15 protein-coding genes are annotated in these 18,370 nt (G+C 60.2%); 3 read left to right on the forward strand and 12 right to left on the reverse strand.

Annotation, left to right across the window (positions count from 1 at the left end; translation table 11 throughout):
* Positions 1-4: 4 nt before the first annotated feature.
* The 9 genes from pelG to AAFM31_RS08220 form a co-directional block, all read right to left on the reverse strand.
* The gene (pelG, locus tag AAFM31_RS08180; RefSeq protein ID WP_341707426.1) at positions 5-1,375 is read right to left on the reverse strand and encodes an exopolysaccharide Pel transporter PelG; all 1,371 of its coding nucleotides are present in this window, start codon (positions 1,373-1,375) and stop codon (positions 5-7) included.
* Positions 1,376-2,890, reverse strand: a complete 1,515-nt coding sequence (pelF, locus tag AAFM31_RS08185; protein ID WP_341707427.1) for a GT4 family glycosyltransferase PelF — start codon at positions 2,888-2,890, stop codon at positions 1,376-1,378. It lies immediately after the preceding gene.
* Positions 2,887-3,873 (reverse strand): HEAT repeat domain-containing protein, encoded by a 987-nt coding sequence (locus tag AAFM31_RS08190; RefSeq protein WP_341707428.1) that lies wholly within the window; start codon positions 3,871-3,873, stop codon positions 2,887-2,889. Before AAFM31_RS08190 ends, pelF begins: the two co-directional genes overlap by 4 nt.
* Complete coding sequence (locus tag AAFM31_RS08195) at positions 3,851-5,218, reverse strand: PelD GGDEF domain-containing protein (protein ID WP_341707429.1); 1,368 nt, start codon at positions 5,216-5,218, stop codon at positions 3,851-3,853. Before AAFM31_RS08195 ends, AAFM31_RS08190 begins: the two co-directional genes overlap by 23 nt.
* Complete coding sequence (locus AAFM31_RS08200; protein WP_341707430.1) at positions 5,218-5,736, reverse strand: penicillin-binding protein activator LpoB; 519 nt, start codon at positions 5,734-5,736, stop codon at positions 5,218-5,220. The genes AAFM31_RS08195 and AAFM31_RS08200 overlap by 1 nt, the downstream gene beginning before the upstream one ends.
* A 21-nt stretch (positions 5,737-5,757) precedes the next feature.
* Positions 5,758-9,303 (reverse strand): tetratricopeptide repeat protein, encoded by a 3,546-nt coding sequence (locus AAFM31_RS08205; protein ID WP_341707431.1) that lies wholly within the window; start codon positions 9,301-9,303, stop codon positions 5,758-5,760.
* Positions 9,281-12,064, reverse strand: coding sequence for an endo alpha-1,4 polygalactosaminidase (locus AAFM31_RS08210; protein WP_341707432.1), 2,784 nt, complete (start codon positions 12,062-12,064; stop codon positions 9,281-9,283). Before AAFM31_RS08210 ends, AAFM31_RS08205 begins: the two co-directional genes overlap by 23 nt.
* Positions 12,065-12,306: 242 nt before the next feature.
* The gene (locus AAFM31_RS08215) at positions 12,307-13,068 is read right to left on the reverse strand and encodes an ABC transporter permease (RefSeq protein WP_341707433.1); all 762 of its coding nucleotides are present in this window, start codon (positions 13,066-13,068) and stop codon (positions 12,307-12,309) included.
* Positions 13,065-14,024 (reverse strand): ABC transporter ATP-binding protein, encoded by a 960-nt coding sequence (locus AAFM31_RS08220; RefSeq protein ID WP_341707434.1) that lies wholly within the window; start codon positions 14,022-14,024, stop codon positions 13,065-13,067. The genes AAFM31_RS08215 and AAFM31_RS08220 overlap by 4 nt, the downstream gene beginning before the upstream one ends.
* A 204-nt stretch (positions 14,025-14,228) precedes the next feature.
* Between AAFM31_RS08220 and AAFM31_RS08225 the strand changes: the two genes are divergently transcribed.
* Positions 14,229-14,969, forward strand: a complete 741-nt coding sequence (locus tag AAFM31_RS08225) for a hypothetical protein (protein WP_341707435.1) — start codon at positions 14,229-14,231, stop codon at positions 14,967-14,969.
* Positions 14,970-15,039: 70 nt separating this feature from the next.
* Positions 15,040-15,639, forward strand: a complete 600-nt coding sequence (locus AAFM31_RS08230; protein WP_341707436.1) for a glutathione S-transferase family protein — start codon at positions 15,040-15,042, stop codon at positions 15,637-15,639.
* Between the two features lie 3 nt (positions 15,640-15,642).
* On the opposite strand, the gene AAFM31_RS08235 is transcribed toward AAFM31_RS08230, so the two are convergent.
* From AAFM31_RS08235 to AAFM31_RS08245, 3 genes are all read right to left on the reverse strand, one after another.
* Complete coding sequence (locus AAFM31_RS08235) at positions 15,643-16,380, reverse strand: TerC family protein (protein ID WP_341707437.1); 738 nt, start codon at positions 16,378-16,380, stop codon at positions 15,643-15,645.
* Between the two features lie 151 nt (positions 16,381-16,531).
* Positions 16,532-17,467 (reverse strand): glutathione S-transferase family protein, encoded by a 936-nt coding sequence (locus AAFM31_RS08240; protein ID WP_341707438.1) that lies wholly within the window; start codon positions 17,465-17,467, stop codon positions 16,532-16,534.
* Positions 17,468-17,521: 54 nt separating this feature from the next.
* Positions 17,522-17,842 carry a GIY-YIG nuclease family protein gene (locus AAFM31_RS08245; RefSeq protein WP_341707439.1) on the reverse strand — a complete coding sequence of 107 codons (321 nt, stop codon included), beginning with the start codon at positions 17,840-17,842 and terminating at the stop codon, positions 17,522-17,524.
* A 31-nt stretch (positions 17,843-17,873) separates the two neighbouring features.
* On the opposite strand from AAFM31_RS08245, the gene AAFM31_RS08250 reads away from it, so the two are divergent.
* Positions 17,874-18,356, forward strand: coding sequence for an asparaginase domain-containing protein (locus AAFM31_RS08250; RefSeq protein WP_341707440.1), 483 nt, complete (start codon positions 17,874-17,876; stop codon positions 18,354-18,356).
* Positions 18,357-18,370 lie beyond the last annotated feature (14 nt).

Consider the following 18,370-nt stretch of genomic DNA (forward strand, 5'->3'; position numbering starts at 1 on the left):
GAGATCAACGCTCCAGCATAAAGGTCTCGTACTCCAGACTTTCGAGCGCCGACGACAGCCGGAACAAACCAACCAGCGAGCAGATAATCAGCGAGATGGTGAAACCGTATCCGAAAAAGCTCGGGCCAAGTTGCAGGCTAAGCAGCGTCAGCAGGGTGTTCAGCAGCACGAATAGCGCACACAGCTCCAACGCCAGCAGGCGCTTATCCAGATAGAAAAACACGTTGAGCAACGCCATAAACACCACCTGAATGCTGACCCCGACAAGATCGACGTAGAACAGCGGCAGGTAGTGGCTTGAGATGTTCAGGCGCTCGAGAATCAGCGGCGCGAACAGGAACAGCAGCAACACCGTTAGCCCCTGCACCTTACAGATTTCCTGCAGCCCCTGGCGGATAGACAGGGTCATCTCGTTCTTCAGCTGGCGAATGTGCTGCAAGGTCTCCCCGCCACGTACCGCCGTAAACAATCGGTCATACCATTCAGCAAAATCGGTCTCTATTCGCACCAGAAACACCGCCATTCCCGGAATAATCGACAGATAGGCGAGGAAAATCGGCAAGTCATAGATCACAGACGCCCTCAGCGGTCCAATGACCAGATCAGAGGTTGCCGGATTGAACCAGAAAATGAACTTGTCCACCCAAATGCCCAGGTTGTAGAACAACCCGGTCAGCAGCAGACTGAGAAACACCTTGCGCCGATCCAGAAAGTCGAAAGCAACCAGCCGGTCCGCGGGATACTCACGCAGAATGTCGAACAGGAACACGAACAGCAGCACCGAGTGTCCGATCAGCAACGCAAGCAGCAACCCTTCCATCCCGGCCATGCGCATGAACAGGGCACTGATGACCATACAGCTGTAGCCACCGAGCATGACCAACAGGATCCGGTTGTAGGCCTTCATTCCGGACAGGAAGATGATCACCAGCCACAGATTGCACAGCGTGACAAAGTTGGCGAGCACCAACAGCCGGTAGATAAACGACTGATCGAACAGAAAGACCAGCGCTACCGTGCCGAGTACCCCTGAGGTCAAGGTCACCAACAGCAACACACCCAGCAGGTTAGGCGTGACCATATCCAGACGCTGCTCAAACAGCCGATCCGAGACAAATCGAGTGAAGAACAGCTGCAGCCCACCGGTCAGAATCAACGAGCTGGCCATCAGATAGGTCACCGTCACCAGGAACTGCCGAACCAGTAAATCCGGAACGACATACCCAATACTCATGACCCCGATCAGCATCACGCTAATGATCGACAGCACCCATGGACCAGAACTGATCAACCCGGCGTAAATATAGGCGCGCAGCGTTGAGGTGTAGTTGTCGCGCGCCAGAATCCGCCGCAGTTCAAACCCGATACCGGCCATTCAGCGGCCCTCCATAGCCACGCGATAAACTTCGCGGTAGCGGTTAAACATCAACTCGTCGCCGTAGCGTCGGGCAACCCGCTGCTCTCCCACTGCCTGCGCTTGATCCCAGCGCTGCGGGTCCTGCAGCAGTTGCTGGATGGCCCGTGCTGTCGCCTGCGGATCCGCAATGGGGATAACCTCTCCCGCCTTGCCCAGCTGGCGGTCCTCATCCGTCGCGCCTTCAATCAGTTCCCGACAGGAGCCCACATCGGTACTGACTACCGGGGTACCTGCGCACCAGGCTTCCAGGATAACCAAAGGCTGCGCCTCACTGATGGAGGTCAGCACCAGCACGCCGAGCTGCGGCATGATTTCCCGGATATCTCTGAACCCGAGAAAGCGCACGTGATCCTTAAGCCCGAGGCTACTCACCAGCATGTGGCATTCGTGCGCGTAATCGGCGTCCTCATCCTCAGGACCGACGATCCAGGCTTCGAACCCCGGCACAGCGTTCACCACGCTGCGCGCCGCGCGCAGGAAGGTTTTTACATCTTTAATCGGCACCACACGGCCAATCAGGCCAGCGACCATCGGCGTTGCGTCTGATCGCTGGGTCCTGACCTTCTGCCACTGCTCCAGCGCAATGCCGTTGGGTATCACGCGGGTGCGCTCAGGGTCCGCTCCATCCTTGATCTGACGCGCACGATTGCCTTCATACAGCGAGATAATCGAGTCCGCCGAGCGATACGCCAGCAGCCCGACCCGTTCAAAGAAGCGAATCCACAAGGTTCTGACATAGCCACGCGAGGTGTCCAGCCCGCCACCCTGTGCTTCGTCCGGGTTTTCAGCTACCCACGCTGCCTGGGCCAGATCGATCTTGCGCTCTTTGGTATAAATGCCGTGTTCGGTCAAAACATAGGCGCAGTCCCAGTGGGCCTTAAGCAGGGCCCCCAGCAATCCGGCGTAACCGGTTGACACCGAGTGCACTGCCTTGGCCCGAGGCAAGCGGCGCGCCAGTTCCGCAAGCATCAACACTGGTGGCTGAATGGTGCGTAGCGTCCAGAAGTAATTAATGAACGAGGGATCCGAGCAGTGCTCGAGATAACCGTGGCTCAGCACGCGCCAACTGGCCCTGCTGCGCAGCACCTGATCAACGCTCAGCGTCCCTGCGGCAAGCTGCGAGAGCACCGCCTGCGAAACGCTTGAATCCGGCTGGTCCGGATGATGGAAATAGCGGTAGAGACGCTCCAGCGCCGCAATATCGCCGCGCGGCGGCTGGCTGTCACGCCGAGCGCCCAGCTGCCATGCCTCAGAGATGAACACTTCTTCAAAGTGCACAACGTTGGGCGGGACGTCGTAATAGCGCTTCGGGTAAGCAGACCGTTCCCCCCCGACAAAAACCACCGAGAAGGTCACTTCGGGTAAGCCGAGCAACATCTGATTGACCCAGCTCGAGACACCACCGCGGACATAGGGCCAGGTACCTTCGAGCAGCAGGCAAATGTCGGCAACCGGCGCCATCTGCGTAGTCATAGCCAATACCTCACAGCCTGCAAAAACGGCGGCTTGCTACGCACCGCGTCAGGCATAGCGCTGAGGTAGCGCGGCACCTCGTCATAGCGTCGTTCCATAAAGGCGATCTCGGCGAAGAAAGGCGCTACCCGGCCCGGGTTGATACCCCGCTCCAGTGCATGCTCAAGATGCTGACGCGCCTGCTCGGTGTTGCCCTGAGCCATCAGAATGCGTCCGGCCAGCAGATCAAGGTCAACGTCGTAGGCGCCACCCTGAGCGGCCAGAACGTGCTCCAGAGCTTGCCCAAGGATATGTTCCAGCACACCGCCCTGCGCCAACCCAAGGTAGGCAAGTTCCCAGTACCAGCGGGCCAACGCCGCGTGAGTGGAAGGCAATGCTGCAGGCTCGCTGTTGAGGCGCTGAAGCAATTGTTCGATGTGCTGATTGATCCGCGTCTCCTGCTGATCAAGCATCGAATAGGCCAGCAACCGCACATCATCCTCGGGATCGCGCAGCGCCAGCTTCAGGATGGGGGCGGCCTCGTGACCCGGCATCCGCTTGGTTGCCAGCAGCGCGGCAACACGCTGCTCGGGGTCGCCTGCCAGCTGCAGAACATCCTGCAGACCGCCGTCGTTAAACAGCGGCGAGTTACGCTGCTCTACTGCACGGAATGGCAAGGCAGGAACGCTGGTTGCCTGCCAGCCTTGTTCCGCTGCCCGACGCGGGAAGTACAGCCCACCAAATACCCCTGCAACGGTGCCAATCGTACCCACGACCGGAATAAAGAAAGCCAGACTGAACAACAGCAACGGCGACCAAGGTAGCGGCCAGCGATAGCGTCCTGGCAACACAAGCCAAAGGCCTGCCGCCAGCAGTGCTGACGCTGCGGCATGCGGCAAGACATACAGATACAGCCCTTCGCTGAGGGTCGGGTTGCCGAGCAGACTGGCCCAGCCGCCTGCCTCAAACGCAAAGGCGCCGCTAAACAGCCACTTGCTGGTCATGCAGACCGCACTCCCGATACAAGAAGTTGGCGACCTCACGCTGCGTGTTCTCCGCAGCCAGTTCGTGGTAATGGCTGATAACCCCCAGCTCACGAAGGCTCGCCGGCTGACCACCGGAGTGCTCGGCAACGATGCGCTCCAGACGGGTCAGATAGCCCTGACTGCCTTGCCGGTCAGTCAGCGGCATCAAAACCAACAGGGCATCGCCCTCCTTGCCCTGCACCGGCAATTGCAGATCAAGGCCGCGCTGACTCTCAGTCAGCGCCTTACGCAACGCACTGTTTTCCGCCGGCAACTCGAAGAACATCAGGCCTGCCGGCAGCGCGTACTGCTCGGCATCCAGAATCGACCGTTTGAGGTGCTGCGAGAAACGCCGCGCTTCGGGAGCCTCGAGCGCCAGCACGTCAGCGTCGCTGTGCAGCAAGTCGGCAATGTGCCCGCCCAGCAGGGCCAAAAGCATGAAGGTACGCTCATTGAAAGCAAAGAACGGCATGCTGCGCACTGCAACCAACGCGAGTACGTGACCGTCGACCGTTGTCAGCGGGATGCAAGCCTGCAGCGCGGACACCCGGGATTGCTCATCCTGACTCTCAAGTACATCACGGACGCTGACCACGTCAGCACGCTCCAGACTCATGCGCACCAACAGGTCGCCTGCGTCCAGCGCCCCCATATTGCCGATCTCGGCCAACGGCTGCTGCGCCTGCACCTGTCCATTCACCACTGGATACAGCGCGGCCGCATTGAAGGAGCCATACTGCCCGAGCACACCGAGAATCGACTCGGCACTGGCGCGCAACATCTGCCCATCGGATGGCACCAGCAGCATGCGCTTGCGCAGCAACAGCAGCGAGCTGCGCAGACTGGTCTCGCTGCCCGCCACGCGTTCCTCGAGCCGGTCGTGCGATGAGCGCAGCATCTGGTACGCACGGGTGAACTCGTCCAGCCGGTACTGCCGATACTCATTGGCCATCTGCAGGCGCTGCAGGCGGCGCTCCCAAAGGTCACGGAACTCGCCCACCACCATGCTGCATACCAGTGTGCCCACGATATAGGACGCTGGTAGCTCGGCGTAGGCTTCCAGCCCCCTCTGGCGCAATGCCAGGGCCATCACCACGACGATAGCGGCACTCGCCATCGCGTGCAGAAAGCCATAGCGGACCGCGACCAGCAACGGCGCGAGCAGCGGCCAGGGAAAACGCTCGACAAACAACGGGTCCGCTGGATCAATCCAGAAACACAGAGCCAGAACCAGCCCGGTAATTGCCGGTGTTTCCAGCCAGGCGAACGAGCGCGTCGGCTGCGGCGCCAGACTGTAGTCCTTGTGGGGAGTATGCTTAAACATCATTCAAGCCGCAGATCGCCGATCAGCGTGGCAAGCACCTTCTGCGCAGAACCTGCCAGGCTCTCACGAGACCAGCCGGCGCGTGCGCCGCTGTTGCTCCACAGCACTTGACCGGTCTTGGCATCGATCACCCGCAGGCTGATGCCGACCGCTGGCTCGCCGTCCAGACCGTTCTTGTACTGCCACTCCTCCACGCTGCCGGCAACCAGGTAGTCAAAGCGCTGGCTGGCGGCCCATTGCATGGCATCGGCCAGGCGCTTGCGATCATCCAGCATCAGCAGGTCGGTATCATCGGCCTGCGGGTATACCCGCGGGCGTACGCCTTCTTCCGAGAGAACGCTGAGCAGAATCTGCTCAACCCGCTCGCCGGCCTGCGGCGTCTGCGAGTAGTTCACCAGCGGCAGAAGCCCCCACTGTGCATTTGCCGCAAAACTGGGGCTTTGACCACCTGAGAAGGTGCTGCAGGCCGCCATGACCAGAGCCGACAGAACCACGGTCAGAGTACGAAGAAAACGCATTTGTCACTCCTTGTTGGATACTCAGCGACCAAAGCGGACGCTGTAGGAAATATTCACATTACCGCCCGACTCGCCATCTCCCCCGACTGGCGCAGACTGGTAGCCCGCACGCAATGACAGTTCGTCGTCGCCCAACACTTCAACACCCACACCGGCATTAATCGCATAGGTGAAGCTTTGCTCCTCCCAGTCCCAGCCTGTGGAGGTATCCAGCAACCAGGTGTACTGGCCGCGCGTGCGGTTTAATGCACCCGGGAATCCGCGCCGCCACTCGCTGCCAACATAGAACCGGCCAACCTTCTCAGGCAGCAGTTGATCGACTTGCAAGGCAGGCTGATTCACGACACCACCATTGACTGCCAGCAGCTCATCCAACACCGGGTTGCGCAAGCTATAGCGCTGCCAATCCAGGCCGGTGCGCAGTGCCCACGTTGGCCCTTCGAAGAACTGAATCTGACTAAACTCAACTGTCGCCAATTGACCACTGGCCAAGGTCTTGCCGGAGCGCGTGCTGTACCGACGCTGTGCCAGTGACCAGCTCAACTGATCGCGCGCTGAGAGGCTGTGGCTGACCTGTAGCCAGGCGCCATCCTGTTGGCCCAGGGCGCGCATCAGACCCGTCTCCTCGGTTTTACGCTGCCAATCCAGTCCAGCCGCCAGAGCGTCGTCCCCCAGACTCCAACGGCGCGTCAAGCCAACTCCGTAGCGCCCCTCATCACTGCGGCGGCTGCCGTCAAACAACAACGACAGGCTGCCATCAGGCAGTTGGCGCTGGAGTTCAAGACTCAAATTTCGCTCAGCCCCCATCGCCGATTGGTCGAGTAACGCCGAATCGTAGCGGCCTTGACCAATATCCGCGTGGGCATACCAGTGCTCATTCACAAAGCGCCCGACACTCAATTCAGGGCCGACAAACCGCAACCCGCCGTAGTCATTGCGGCCGAACTGGATACGAGCCCCCTGAGGGTGTGCCTCGGCAAGCTGAATGGACTGTCGCCATAGTTGCTGCTGAACCGCTCGGCGCTGCTGGTCACCCAACGCCGCACGGGCCTGGGTCTGCGCGCGCCCCGGATTGCCAAGCAGCGACAACACCTCAACCTGCTGAGCCGGATCCAACGCCTGTTCGTCGTACAACGCGGCCAAGCGCTGGCCGTCAACCGAGCTCATAGCGGCCTGAATGAGGTCATATCGACTGGCGGACAACGAACGCTCGCGCCCCCATGCCAGCCAAGCGTCTTTCTGCGCCTGCTGATTGGTTCGATCAAGGTGTGCAAGCTGAGCGGAGAACCAGAGTTGCAGGGAACTGGCGGAGCCGTCCCGCCAGAGCAACGCCTGTTGCAGACTGCGCTCACCGGACACGCTGGCGGCCGTGAGCCGCAACCACAGTGACCGCACATCTGCACCGCCGACAGCAGCCGTCTGTCGCAACTGCTTGAACAGCGCCGAGCGCACACGCAGCGCATCAGAGTTACGGCCAGCCTCGTCCAGGGCGTCGGCCCAGGCAGCCAGCGCGAGCTGATCATTCGGCTGGTTACGCAAGTGACGCTCGTACCATTGCAGAGCGCGTGAGCGGCCAAGTACCTGATTGGCCGCTCCCATCACCAGCCACAGCGCAGGCACAGCTCGCGCCCCAGGCTCCCAGCGTTCCAGCCAGTGCGCCAGCTGAACCTGATCCTGGCGCTCCACATATAACCAGAGCAGACGCTCGCGAAGCAGCACATTATTTGGGTTGCCCTTCAGCGCATGCAGATACAGCCTCTCGGCCTCTCGCGAACGGCCGTGGTGCTCCGCAAGGGAGCCGCGGGCAAGCACTAGCGCAAGACGCTCGTTCAGCTCCGGACCAGCCTCGGCCAACAAGACCTCCAGCTGGTGCCAGTCGTCGAGGTCCTGCGCCAACTGCACAGCGTCGAGTAGGCGCAAGGTGTCTCCGGTGCGCTGCCAACTTGCAATCAGCAACGCCAGTGATCGCCGGGGTTGCGACTGGCGATACATCGCAATCAGCTGGGTTTCTTCCTCGAAACGCAACTCTTGGCCACTGCGCTGCATCGCCTGATAGCTGGCCAGCAGCTCGTCATCACGCCCCAGCTCCCAAGCCAGAGCGGCCCGCAAGCGCCAGAAGTCAGCATCGGCCATGCCCTGAGTGGGCACGTCGATGACCTTCCATGCCAGTTCGGGCTGATACGTATCCCACAACACTTCCGCCCAGCGCCGTCGCTCATCCAGCGTGAGCGCGTGGTGCGTTGCAAAGGCCTGCCATGTCTCGACCTCAGCGTCCGGCTGCTGGGTATTCTGCAGATTCTGCAGCAGCTTGCTCCAGGCCAAACGATGCGAAGGGACGCGTGCGACATAGCTGCGCAGCCAACGCTCGGCCTGCTGCGCCGTGCCTCGCGCTTCATGGGCATAGACCAACGCCTCAAGCTCTTCGGCAGTCAGCGACCGCGATGCGGCCGTGTCGTTTAGCAAGGCGATGCCGCGGTCATAATTGAATAGCGCAAATGCCTGACGCCAGGCTAGCTCACGCACAGCGTCATCCGGCACCAATGCAAGGTAGGCGACCCAGAAATCCAGCGCGATTTCCGGGCGATTGGTCCACTGCGCCAGCTGCGCCATCTGCTTGATCAGCGGCGCGGAATTCGGCTGCAGGGCCAGCAACCGATGCCCGGTTTTCCAGGCATCCTCGGTCTCGCCCGCCGCGAGTTGCAGGCGAAAGCGCATCTGCAGGCCGTCAGGGCTATCCGGTATCGCCTGCAGCCAAAGATCATTCAGCTGTCGAGCAAGATCATGACGCATTGCCCCTTCTGCGATCGCAACGCTGTCGGACCAGCGCTGCGCCGGCCAAGCGCTCAGGTCAACATGCTCTGCCTGTGCCAACAAATAGGCAGTGGCCTGCTCGACATTACCGGACGCTGCCATCGCATCGTAAGCGCTGATGGCATACTGCGAACGCAGCGAGGCACTCTGAGCCTCGGCAGCCAGCTGCTGGTAAACCTTTGCAGCGCTGCGCTGGTCACCCGCCGCCAAGTACCAACGCGCGGAGCTAGCCAACAGAGTCAGACGCTCCTGCCGCTCGCTTTCAGCCAGCCGGAAATACATATCTGCCGCAAGTGCTGGCAGATCTATCTGCAACGCCAACTCGGCCAGCTCGCGTTGCTGATCAGAGGACAACGCCTCGACGTCGAACACGGCCATGAGCGCCTGGGCGGCAGTAATCCGGGCCGGGTCCTCACTGACGATCGCAGCGTTCACATTCAGCAGCAGACCGTAAAACTGTCGATCTGCCTGGCTCCCGCCCTGCCAGCTATCCAGTAGAGCGCCTGCGCGATCAAACTCGCCCAGCTGAATGAGCATCTCGACCAGCTCGGCACGCAAGGCAACATTGTCGGGTTCGGCCGCCAGCAGCAACTCGGCATAGCTGGCAGATACCTGATCTCCGTCCCCCTTGCTCGGAAAGAAAGCGTCTCGATTCTGATAGGACATCGCCAATACTGTGACCACCAGAATGGCTGCCAGCACCAGCGCCCAGGGGCGAAACAGCGGAACAGACTCAGCGGCAGGTGAGTAACGCATCACGTACCTCGTGCTGATCAACCGCGAAGCTCAACATCGCACCACTGCGCACGCCCTGAAACTGCTTGCTCCCAACCCGCAGTTCACAGTGGCCCGCATACCGCACGGCAAAGCGCAGGTTGAACTGACCGGAAAACGACAACTCGACCTCATTTGGCGAGCGATAGGACCAAGCTTCCAGCGGGATATTGGCTTGCTCCAGCGCCGGCGCAGGGTCACGATCGGCGCGCAAAGCCAGAACGGCGGCGTCGCCGGAGAGGTGGACATAACGCCCCTGGGGCAGATCACGAACTCCGGCAACAGCCGATGAGCGAAGCAGGTCAGGCCACCCCATTCCCTCTGGCAACCTCACAGTACGCGTGCCCTGCAATGCTCGCAGCTGCCAACGACCGTCCAGGCGGCGCGCAACCCCGCCCTCGAACAACCCGCGCACCCGCTTGAGATAGTCGCCCATCCACAGCGAGATCGGCTGCTGTCGATCCATAAAGCGGTAAATGTCACCCATGGCTCTGAGTGACGCCTGCTTGGTGCCTGAATAGAAGTGATAGTAGAGGTTCAGACCGCGCATCCGACGCGGGGAATCGGTCAGTTCGAACGTATCTATCACGCGCTCAAACCCATAAAACGGGCCAGTCCAGAGGTTGGTATACAGATTTTCGTTGATAATCGGCGCGTAAATCTGCAAGCCACCTCGAGTAGGTCGCAACAGTGGCCCCAGCCCTGTCAGCGAGGGGTTGGCCCTGGTGATATAGGTTTCCGCACCATTGACGTTCGCCATCCCCGCCTGATAACTCATGGCGATTGCGTCGGGACTGGGGAGCGCCTCACCCGACCAAAAAATCAGTTTTACTTCCTTGCCCGCTGGCAACAAGCGTTGGTTGATATAGTCGCGCGAGCCCACGATCTCACGCTCAAGGCTCATCTGCGGATAATGCGGGATAGCCATATGCATGCCGTACTCGGCCTGAAAGCCCTCCCGTCGGATGGCCTTTTCCGGCTCCCAGTAGAACGGGTGACTGAAGGTGTGGGTCGCCGGTTCAACTTTCGGGTCAGCAAAGATGCGGCGGGCAATCGGTTCCAACGTGTGCGCCAGATAGGGGTACATCCCTTTCGCACCAACCTCGCCCTCAACCACTGAGACGGAGGTTAGATAGTCGTGAGCCTGAATGAAATCCTTGAGCACAACCTCACCCGAGTAGGGCGTGCCCGGAACCTCTGCTCGCGAAGCAAACCCGTCTCCATCGATATGCACGGTCGCTATGCGGCGGCCGTTTTCGGTTGTAACGTCCAACACCGGTGCAGCCGCAAGTCGCAGGGCTCTAGCGATAAATGCAAACGGGTCAAGCATCCAGCGACTGGCTGCTGCGCTTTGCTGAAACAGATACGGGTTCAGGGCAAAACCACCCCAGGGAGCGATGGCCAAAGGCACCAGCGAACGGCCGCTGTCATCGCTCAGGGTCAACCCAGGCACAACGTCTGAATTGGTTAGTTGCAGCGGCGTGAGTTCTCGTCTGCTCACCCGCAACGGCGCTTCAAAGTTACCAATGAGCGTCTCGTCCTGCTGCCGTATTGTCAGGGAGGCAGGCTCGCTAGCGCCCTTGCTGACACCCAAGCGTGCCAGTAGCCCGGCGTTATCAATGGGCATTCCACCAAAAAACACCAGCGGCACATTTTCATCCAGACGAGCGCGCACAAACTGGTTGAAGTCGTTGGCGTCGGCTGGCGCGCCGCTGGTCATCCAGATGACCACGCCTGCATACAAATCCGCAAACGGCGCTTGCGGCAGGGAGCCGTCCACCGGAAAGTAATCGACGCGGTAACCAAGATACTCAAGCAGGCCGCCGAGGTAGAGATGGCCGGCGGCCCGAGTGAGTTCCCCTTCACGCGGATCGAAGAGCATTGCCAGCCGCCGAGGCTGTATCTCAATGGTACTGATACCGAGGCGATTGAGGTCAGGGGCAGTCACGACGGGCACGAAGCCCTCAGCACTCAGCTCCCGGGCCAGCACACGCGCACGCTCACGCTGCTCCGCCGGCAAATATTCAATCGCGACGATGGGGATTCCAGCCTCACGTAACGGCGCCAGCTGTCCATCAAGCCAAGCGCGATCCGCTGCTGAAACATCAACATAGGTTTGACTGCTAGCGTTCCAACCGGCCCGCAAGGACTCGACGGCCACCGCCGCAGCGACCCCCTCCAGCTGCGGCAGCACCTCGAATCCGCGATTGAAAAAGAGCTTCATGTCGGGAAGTTCACTATGCAGTGCGGTCAACAGAGACTGCAACGCCGCTCGCTGCTCAGGCTGGCGATCCGCCGGCAGCAAGGTGAAACTGTCGAGAGTATCGAGAAACAGACCGGTGTAGCCTTGAGAGCGGAAGGCGCTTGCCCGGTCCAGCACCATTTGCTGCCAGCCGGGGCTGCTCAAGTCAACGACATCACTCTGCCACGCACTGTTCACGACGCCGGACAGGACGCCCTGCTCGCGGGCCTGCGCTTGCAGGGGCTGATCTACCTCCCCGATGGAAAGATAGGCGAACGGCTCTACGCCTTGGGCTTTCAGGAACTGGATATCACGGTCGTCGACATGACCTGACTCCAGCACCACCCAGTCAAACTGGGCAAGCTCAGGTAAAGGGGGGGACTCGGCGTACCAAAAGGCTACCGACTCTGGCGCGGACGAACCCGCCAAAGTCGTAATGGGCAGCGCAGCAAGGACAGCGGCACAAACAGTGCGCGCCACGGCAGACAGCAGACTTACCAAACCTCAACTCCTTGCACGATTCCATTCGCTCAATAGCACCAGAGCCGAGTCCACTTGCGGCACGTCACACCCCTGACAGCGCCGACGCCAAAAGCCTGACGACAGCGGGACCCAGCGCGGCGACCATAACAACTAATTGACGACTAATCAAAAATAATTAGACGCGGCCCACAAATCGACACAAAAAGACAGCAGCTTGACCCGAAAAAACACCCGTCAGGCAGCGGACAGTACTCTTGCACTCACGGCTTGATGCGATAACCAGTGCGGAAGATCCACCACACCGCACTGGTGCACAGGGTCAGAAACACCAGCGTCATCCCCACACTTACGCCAATGTGCACATCAGCGGCGCCATAGAAGCTCCAGCGGAAGCCGCTGATCAGGTAGACCACCGGATTGAACAGCGTCACCGTCTGCCATAGCGGCGGCAGCATGGTGATCGAGTAGAAACTGCCGCCCAAAAACGCCAGCGGCGTAACGATCATCAAGGGGATGATCTGCAGCTTCTCGAAACCGTCGGCCCAGACCCCGATGATGAAGCCGAACAAACTGAAGGTCACCGCGGTCAGGATCAGAAAGCCGAGCATCCAGACCGGATGCTGAATCTCATAATCGACAAACAGCCGGGCGGTCAGCAACACCAGCAGGCCGAGCAGTACCGACTTGGTTGCCGCGGCACCAACGTAGCCGACAACGATCTCCAGCGGCGACACTGGCGCCGACAGTACCTCGTAGATGGTGCCAGTGAAGCGCGGCATGTAGATGCCGAACGACGCGTTGGAAATGCTCTCATTGAGCAACATCAGCATGATCAGACCCGGAATAATGAAGGCGCCGTAGCTGACGCCATCAATCTCGGTCATGCGCGTACCAATCGCCGCACCGAAGACGATGAAGTAGAGCGAGGTCGAGATCACCGGCGAGGCAATGCTCTGCAGTCGGGTGCGCATCATCCGCGCCATTTCCGACAGGTAGATGGCCTTAACTCCGTACAGATTCATGCGGCGCTCCCTGTTGCCTGTTCGTCTGTCTGCGCCCGGCTGTGCACCAACCCGACGAAAATGTCCTCCAGCGAGCTCTGACTGGAGTGCAGGTCACGTACCTCGATACCCAACTGGTCGATGCGCTTGAGTAGCTCGGCAATGCCGCTCTGCTCCGCCTTGGCATCGAAGGTATACACCAGCGCATGCCCCTGCTCACCCAGTACCAGCGGGTAGCCGGCGAGCGCAGCGGGTACGACTTCCAGCGGCTGCTGCAATTGCAGGGTCAGCTGGCGCGTGCCCAACTGCTGCATCAGGGTGTCCTTGTCTTCGGTGAGAATCAGCTCACCCTGGCGAATCACACCGATACGGTCGGCCATTTCCTCGGCTTCTTCGATGTAGTGGGTGGTCAGGATGATGGTTACCCCGCGCTCCTGCAGCCGGCGAACCATGTTCCACATATCGCGGCGCAGTTCGACGTCGACGCCAGCCGTTGGTTCATCGAGGAACAGCACCTCAGGCTCGTGCGCCAGCGCCTTGGCAATCAGCACTCGACGCTTCATGCCGCCGGACAACGCCATGATCCGCTCGTGGCGCTTATCCCACAGTGACAACTCACGCAGAATCTGCTCCAGCAGGGCATCATTGCGCGGCTTGCCGAACAAGCCGCGACTCAGACGCACGGTCGCCCAGACCGTGTCGAACATGTTGTTGGTCAGCTCCTGCGGCACCAGTCCAATGCAACTGCGCGCCTTGCGGTAGTCGCGTACGGTATCGTAGCCATCGACCAGTACCCGGCCGCTGCTGGCGTTCACCAGGCCACAGATGATGCTGATCATGGTGGTCTTTCCCGCACCGTTTGGCCCCAGCAGCGCAAAAATCTCTCCGCGCCGAATGCTCAGACTGACGCCCTTGAGAGCGCGAAAGCCGCTCTCATAGGTCTTGGTCAGGTTGTCTACAACGATGATGCTGTCCACATGCCCCCCAACTATCACGACTCTTGAATGCCACCAGACGGCTGTACCGAAAGCTGATCGCCCAGCATACGCTCATGCGCAGCTTGCTGCAGCCGCTCGGCACCTCGCCGTTGACCTGCCCGACATCCTGAACTAAACCTGTCCACAGCGATGGGTGATCCGTCGCCCCGTCACCAGAAAAATAATAAATGGGAGGGGCAGACCATGCTGAATCTGCTATTGGTTGTCCTGCTGGTACCCTTGCTTGCAATAAACGTGATAGGTCCGCTGCTGGTTCTACGCACCCAACGAATTCCAGCCCGAGTCCGTTTCAGCGATACAGATCACGACGGCTTCCTCGCCAAGCGCGGGGACGTTTTCAAGCGACTGGATGAACAGCTTCAGGCCCTGAGTTTCGTCCATGTTGGCTCCTCGGCCCTGCCCTCCAGTCACACCGTCAGCCACTTTTCGCTCTATGTTCACCCGCAGGATCAAGCAGCAGCGATGCTGGTTACCATGAGCAGTGGCAAACGCCGGGTGACCTACGCAGAGTTCACCCAACTCTACGCCGACGGCAGCCTCTTGGATGTGCACAATGCGCCAACGCTGTCCTCCTACCCGACAATGCCCTGCCGGCTCGGCGTGAGAATGACCGATGTCAACAGCCTGAAGCTGCTGTTCGGCACGCTCCAGCGTCTGCGCGACCGGCTGCCCAATTCGGCACCAGCCATCCCCTACCCCAGCGATCAGGGCTTTCGTCCGATCGAGGCCTTTATCGCGCGCGAGTCTGATGAACTGGTCCAGCTGGGCTACTGCAAACCAGAAATCGACAGCCAGGGAAGACGTGCCCTGACCCTCAAAGGCGCTCTATTCCTGACCTGGAAGAACGCCCTGCCCGGCAAGTGGATCTTCGATCTGCTTGAACAGCGGCACACCCGGCTACTCCTGGCTGGCTCTCACTCCTGAACAGCCAGCACTTCCGGCACGCCGTGTTTTATGTCAGAAAGGCGAACATCAATCCGCAGGAAGCACCAGCATGATCATCTATGGCGACGGGCGTTCGGGGAATTGCTACAAATTGCAGCTGCTGTGCGCACTGCTGGGCCTCGACTATCAGTGGCGCGCGGTCGACATCATGGCCGGCGAAACCCGCACTGAATCCTTCCTCAAACTCAATCCAAACGGCAAGGTACCGACGCTGATACTAGACGACGGCCGCACGCTGGCCGAGTCCAATGCCATTCTGCTGTATCTGGGCGAAGGCAGCGCACTCGTGCCGGACGACGCCTACCTGCGCGCTCGCATGCTGCAGTGGCTGTTCTTCGAGCAGTACAGCCACGAGCCTTACATCGCGGTCGCACGTTTTATCAAGCTGTATCAGGGTATGCCCGAAGCGCGGAAGGCTGAATACGAAACCCGGCTACCCGGAGGCTACCGAGCGCTGACGGTCATGGAGCAGCAGCTAGCCGAAAGCGACTTTCTGGTCAGCGACCAGCTGACCCTCGCCGACATCGCGCTCTACGCCTATACCCATGTTGCCCACGAGGGCGGTTTCTCGCTGGAAGCCTATTCAGCTATCCGCCGCTGGCTGCAGCGCGTCGAGTCGATTCCGAGCTACCGCCCCATGGATAACTGAGCCTCAATCAGTGACTGACGGGCGCTCGCGGTTACGGCGGACACGAATGTTCAGCAATTCAACCGCCACCGAGAACGCCATGGCGAAGTAGATGTAGCCTTTCGGAACGTGTACATCAAACCCCTCGGCCATCAACGTCAGGCCAATCATCATCAGGAACGATAGGGCCAGCATCTTGATAGTCGGATGACGATCCACAAACTCGCCAATCGGGCGCGCGGCAAAAAGCATCACTGCTACCGCCCCAAGAATGGCGATCACCATCACAGCCAGGTGCTCAACCAGCCCCACTGCGGTAATGACCGAATCGAGCGAAAATACGATATCCAGAACCGCAATTTGGGCCACGATGCCGACCATGCCGCTACCCGCTGCTGAAGCAAGAGATTGCTCGGTCTGCCCCGGCGCCTCCAGGCTCAGATGGATTTCGTGGGTTGCCTTGGCCAGCAGGAACAATCCGCCACCGATTAGCACCAGATCACGACCCGATATTTCCCGCCCCAGCACGCTGAACCAGGGTTCGACGAGTCCGATGATCCAGGCAAGTGAAAACAGCAGTGCCAAGCGCGTCAGCATCGCGAAACCTATTCCCAGCCGGCGCGCAAATTCACGCTGCTCGGGAGGCAAGCGACCAACCAGAATGGAGATAAATATGATGTTGTCGATGCCCAGCACGATTTCCAGTGCGAGCAACGTTGCCAGAGCGATCCAAGCCTCTGGCAGAAAAATCCAGTCGAACATGAAGATGTACCCCTGCGACCGCGATCAGGATGACCGCACGCCGAGACTACCTCCAGCCAAGCGCGTCGACGAGAGGGGCACGAAGAAATAAGTTGTTGCCAAACACGTCAGCCAGCAGTCACACCTGACTGCTGGCCTCAGTTGTGCGATATCAGGCCGCGCGGATGCGGAAGCCGAAGCGCGGGAAGTGGACGTGCACCAGGCCAGCACGCTCATCGTCACGGGCGATGATGATTTCCTCCTCGCCCTCAAACACCAGCGTACCTGCCACCTCATCGGTGCCGTAATCAACGGCACTGACCGTCACTGCCTGACCGACTTCAAAGCCGCCGGGACTGGCAATCGCACCGGCCGGCAGCGGCGCTGGCGCGCTTTCGCGGGCAATGGTGATTGCCTGCTCGCCGCTCATGTCGGTGTGCGAGCCGTGACCGAAGTCAGCAACCCGTTGCATCCAGGCACGTACCGCCGGATACGGCTCAAGCGCTGCAGCAACGGCGCGGTTGCTGGCGACAAACCAGAGCGCGTGATAATGCGCGAAATCAGCAATGCTGGGGTGTTCGCCCAGCAGGAAGTCACCATCGCGCTCCAGCTGCAGCTCCAGGCGTGACAGCAGCGCCGGCCACTGACTGAGAGCAACATCGGTATCCAGTCGGCTTGCAGTACCACCGGTGAACAGCTTCTGACGATCTGCCACGAACGCCTTGATTACCTGCTCCGGCATACCGGCAAAGCGTTCGGCCAGACCCTGTGGCTGAAAGTTGATGGCGACCGCGTGCTGGAACAATACCTGATCAGCCAATTGGGCCAGGCCCGCAGCGGCGGCTTCCTGGCCCTCCGGGAACAATGCCGGGCCGCTCTTTTCCTGCTCCAGACGTCGGGCGATCAGCGCGGTATCGCAGTAGATGTCAGCGCCGATCTGCAGTACCGGGGTACGGCGGTAGCCGCCAGTCAATGCGGTCAAATCCGGCTTTGGCATCACAGGCGGAATCATCACCGAGTGCCAGGACAGGCCTTTGAACCCCAGCATCAGGCGCGCTTTTTCGGCAAAGGGAGATTGCGGGTAATGGTGCAGAATCAGATCAGTCATGACAGCTCTCCGGCAAATTGAGCAGCCACTTTAGACCCGAGGAAGGCGCGCTGACTAGTCTCTCGCCCCAGTTGATGAAGACTCATCCAACTGGCTGATGAGGCGCTCCTTGGCCTTGCGGGTCAGCGCCTTGATGGCGATTTCCTGGCGTAGAGCATCGCTGTGATCAGTACACTCCCGGCGCCAGACCAAAGCGGCCGCCGGACTGCGATTGAAGAAGCGCGCGCCCTTGCCGCGCTGGTGCTGGGCAAAGCGGCGCTCCGGGTCCACGCTAATGCCCGTGTACAGGTGACCGTTCTGCGCGCGCACCATATACACCCACCAGGTACGCGTGGGCGCGACAGGCGAGTTACACTGCTCAGCATCAGCAGACATGCGCAGACAGACTCATCAGCAAGGAAACAGGATGTTCATTCAAATTTTCACCACCGGCGGCACCATCGACAAGGTCTACTTCGACGCCCTCAGTGATTTTCAGATTGGTGAGCCGATGGCGACAGACATTCTGCAGCAGGGTCGCGTCGGTTTTGAGTACGGCGTCGAATCGCTGACCCGCAAGGACAGCCTCGAGTTGACCGACGATGATCGTGAGTTGATCCATGCCAAGGTCGCCGCCAGCCCTTACGAGCACATTCTCATTACTCACGGCACCGACACCATGACGGTGACCGGAACGGCGCTGGCCGATATCGATGGCAAGGTCATCGTACTGACCGGTGCCATGCAGCCCGCGCGCTTTCGTGATACCGATGCCAGCTTCAACCTCGGCCTGGCAGTCGGCGCGCTCAACTGCTTGCCCCACGGCGTCTATGTCGCCATGAGCGGCAAGGTGTTTCCAGTCGATCAGGTTCGCAAGAACCGACTGGCTGGGCGCTTCGAATCGCAATGAACGCGCGGCAGGTG

It is taken from the genome of Halopseudomonas sp., assembly GCF_038130085.1.
Lineage (GTDB): Bacteria > Pseudomonadota > Gammaproteobacteria > Pseudomonadales > Pseudomonadaceae > Halopseudomonas.

Excerpts from the sequence above, each read along its gene's own strand:
- pelG (WP_341707426.1), bottom strand. The coding sequence starts at position 1,375 with ATGGCCGGTATCGGGTTTGAACTGCGGCGGATTCTGGCGCGCGACAAC.
- pelF (WP_341707427.1), bottom strand. The coding sequence starts at position 2,890 with ATGACTACGCAGATGGCGCCGGTTGCCGACATTTGCCTGCTGCTCGAA.
- AAFM31_RS08190 (WP_341707428.1), bottom strand. The coding sequence starts at position 3,873 with ATGACCAGCAAGTGGCTGTTTAGCGGCGCCTTTGCGTTTGAGGCAGGC.
- AAFM31_RS08195 (WP_341707429.1), bottom strand. The coding sequence starts at position 5,218 with ATGTTTAAGCATACTCCCCACAAGGACTACAGTCTGGCGCCGCAGCCG.
- AAFM31_RS08200 (WP_341707430.1), bottom strand. The coding sequence starts at position 5,736 with ATGCGTTTTCTTCGTACTCTGACCGTGGTTCTGTCGGCTCTGGTCATG.
- AAFM31_RS08205 (WP_341707431.1), bottom strand. The coding sequence starts at position 9,303 with ATGCGTTACTCACCTGCCGCTGAGTCTGTTCCGCTGTTTCGCCCCTGG.
- AAFM31_RS08215 (WP_341707433.1), bottom strand. The coding sequence starts at position 13,068 with ATGAATCTGTACGGAGTTAAGGCCATCTACCTGTCGGAAATGGCGCGG.
- AAFM31_RS08225 (WP_341707435.1), top strand. The coding sequence starts at position 14,229 with ATGCTGAATCTGCTATTGGTTGTCCTGCTGGTACCCTTGCTTGCAATA.
- AAFM31_RS08230 (WP_341707436.1), top strand. The coding sequence starts at position 15,040 with ATGATCATCTATGGCGACGGGCGTTCGGGGAATTGCTACAAATTGCAG.
- AAFM31_RS08235 (WP_341707437.1), bottom strand. The coding sequence starts at position 16,380 with ATGTTCGACTGGATTTTTCTGCCAGAGGCTTGGATCGCTCTGGCAACG.
- AAFM31_RS08240 (WP_341707438.1), bottom strand. The coding sequence starts at position 17,467 with ATGACTGATCTGATTCTGCACCATTACCCGCAATCTCCCTTTGCCGAA.
- AAFM31_RS08245 (WP_341707439.1), bottom strand. The coding sequence starts at position 17,842 with ATGTCTGCTGATGCTGAGCAGTGTAACTCGCCTGTCGCGCCCACGCGT.
- AAFM31_RS08250 (WP_341707440.1), top strand. The coding sequence starts at position 17,874 with ATGTTCATTCAAATTTTCACCACCGGCGGCACCATCGACAAGGTCTAC.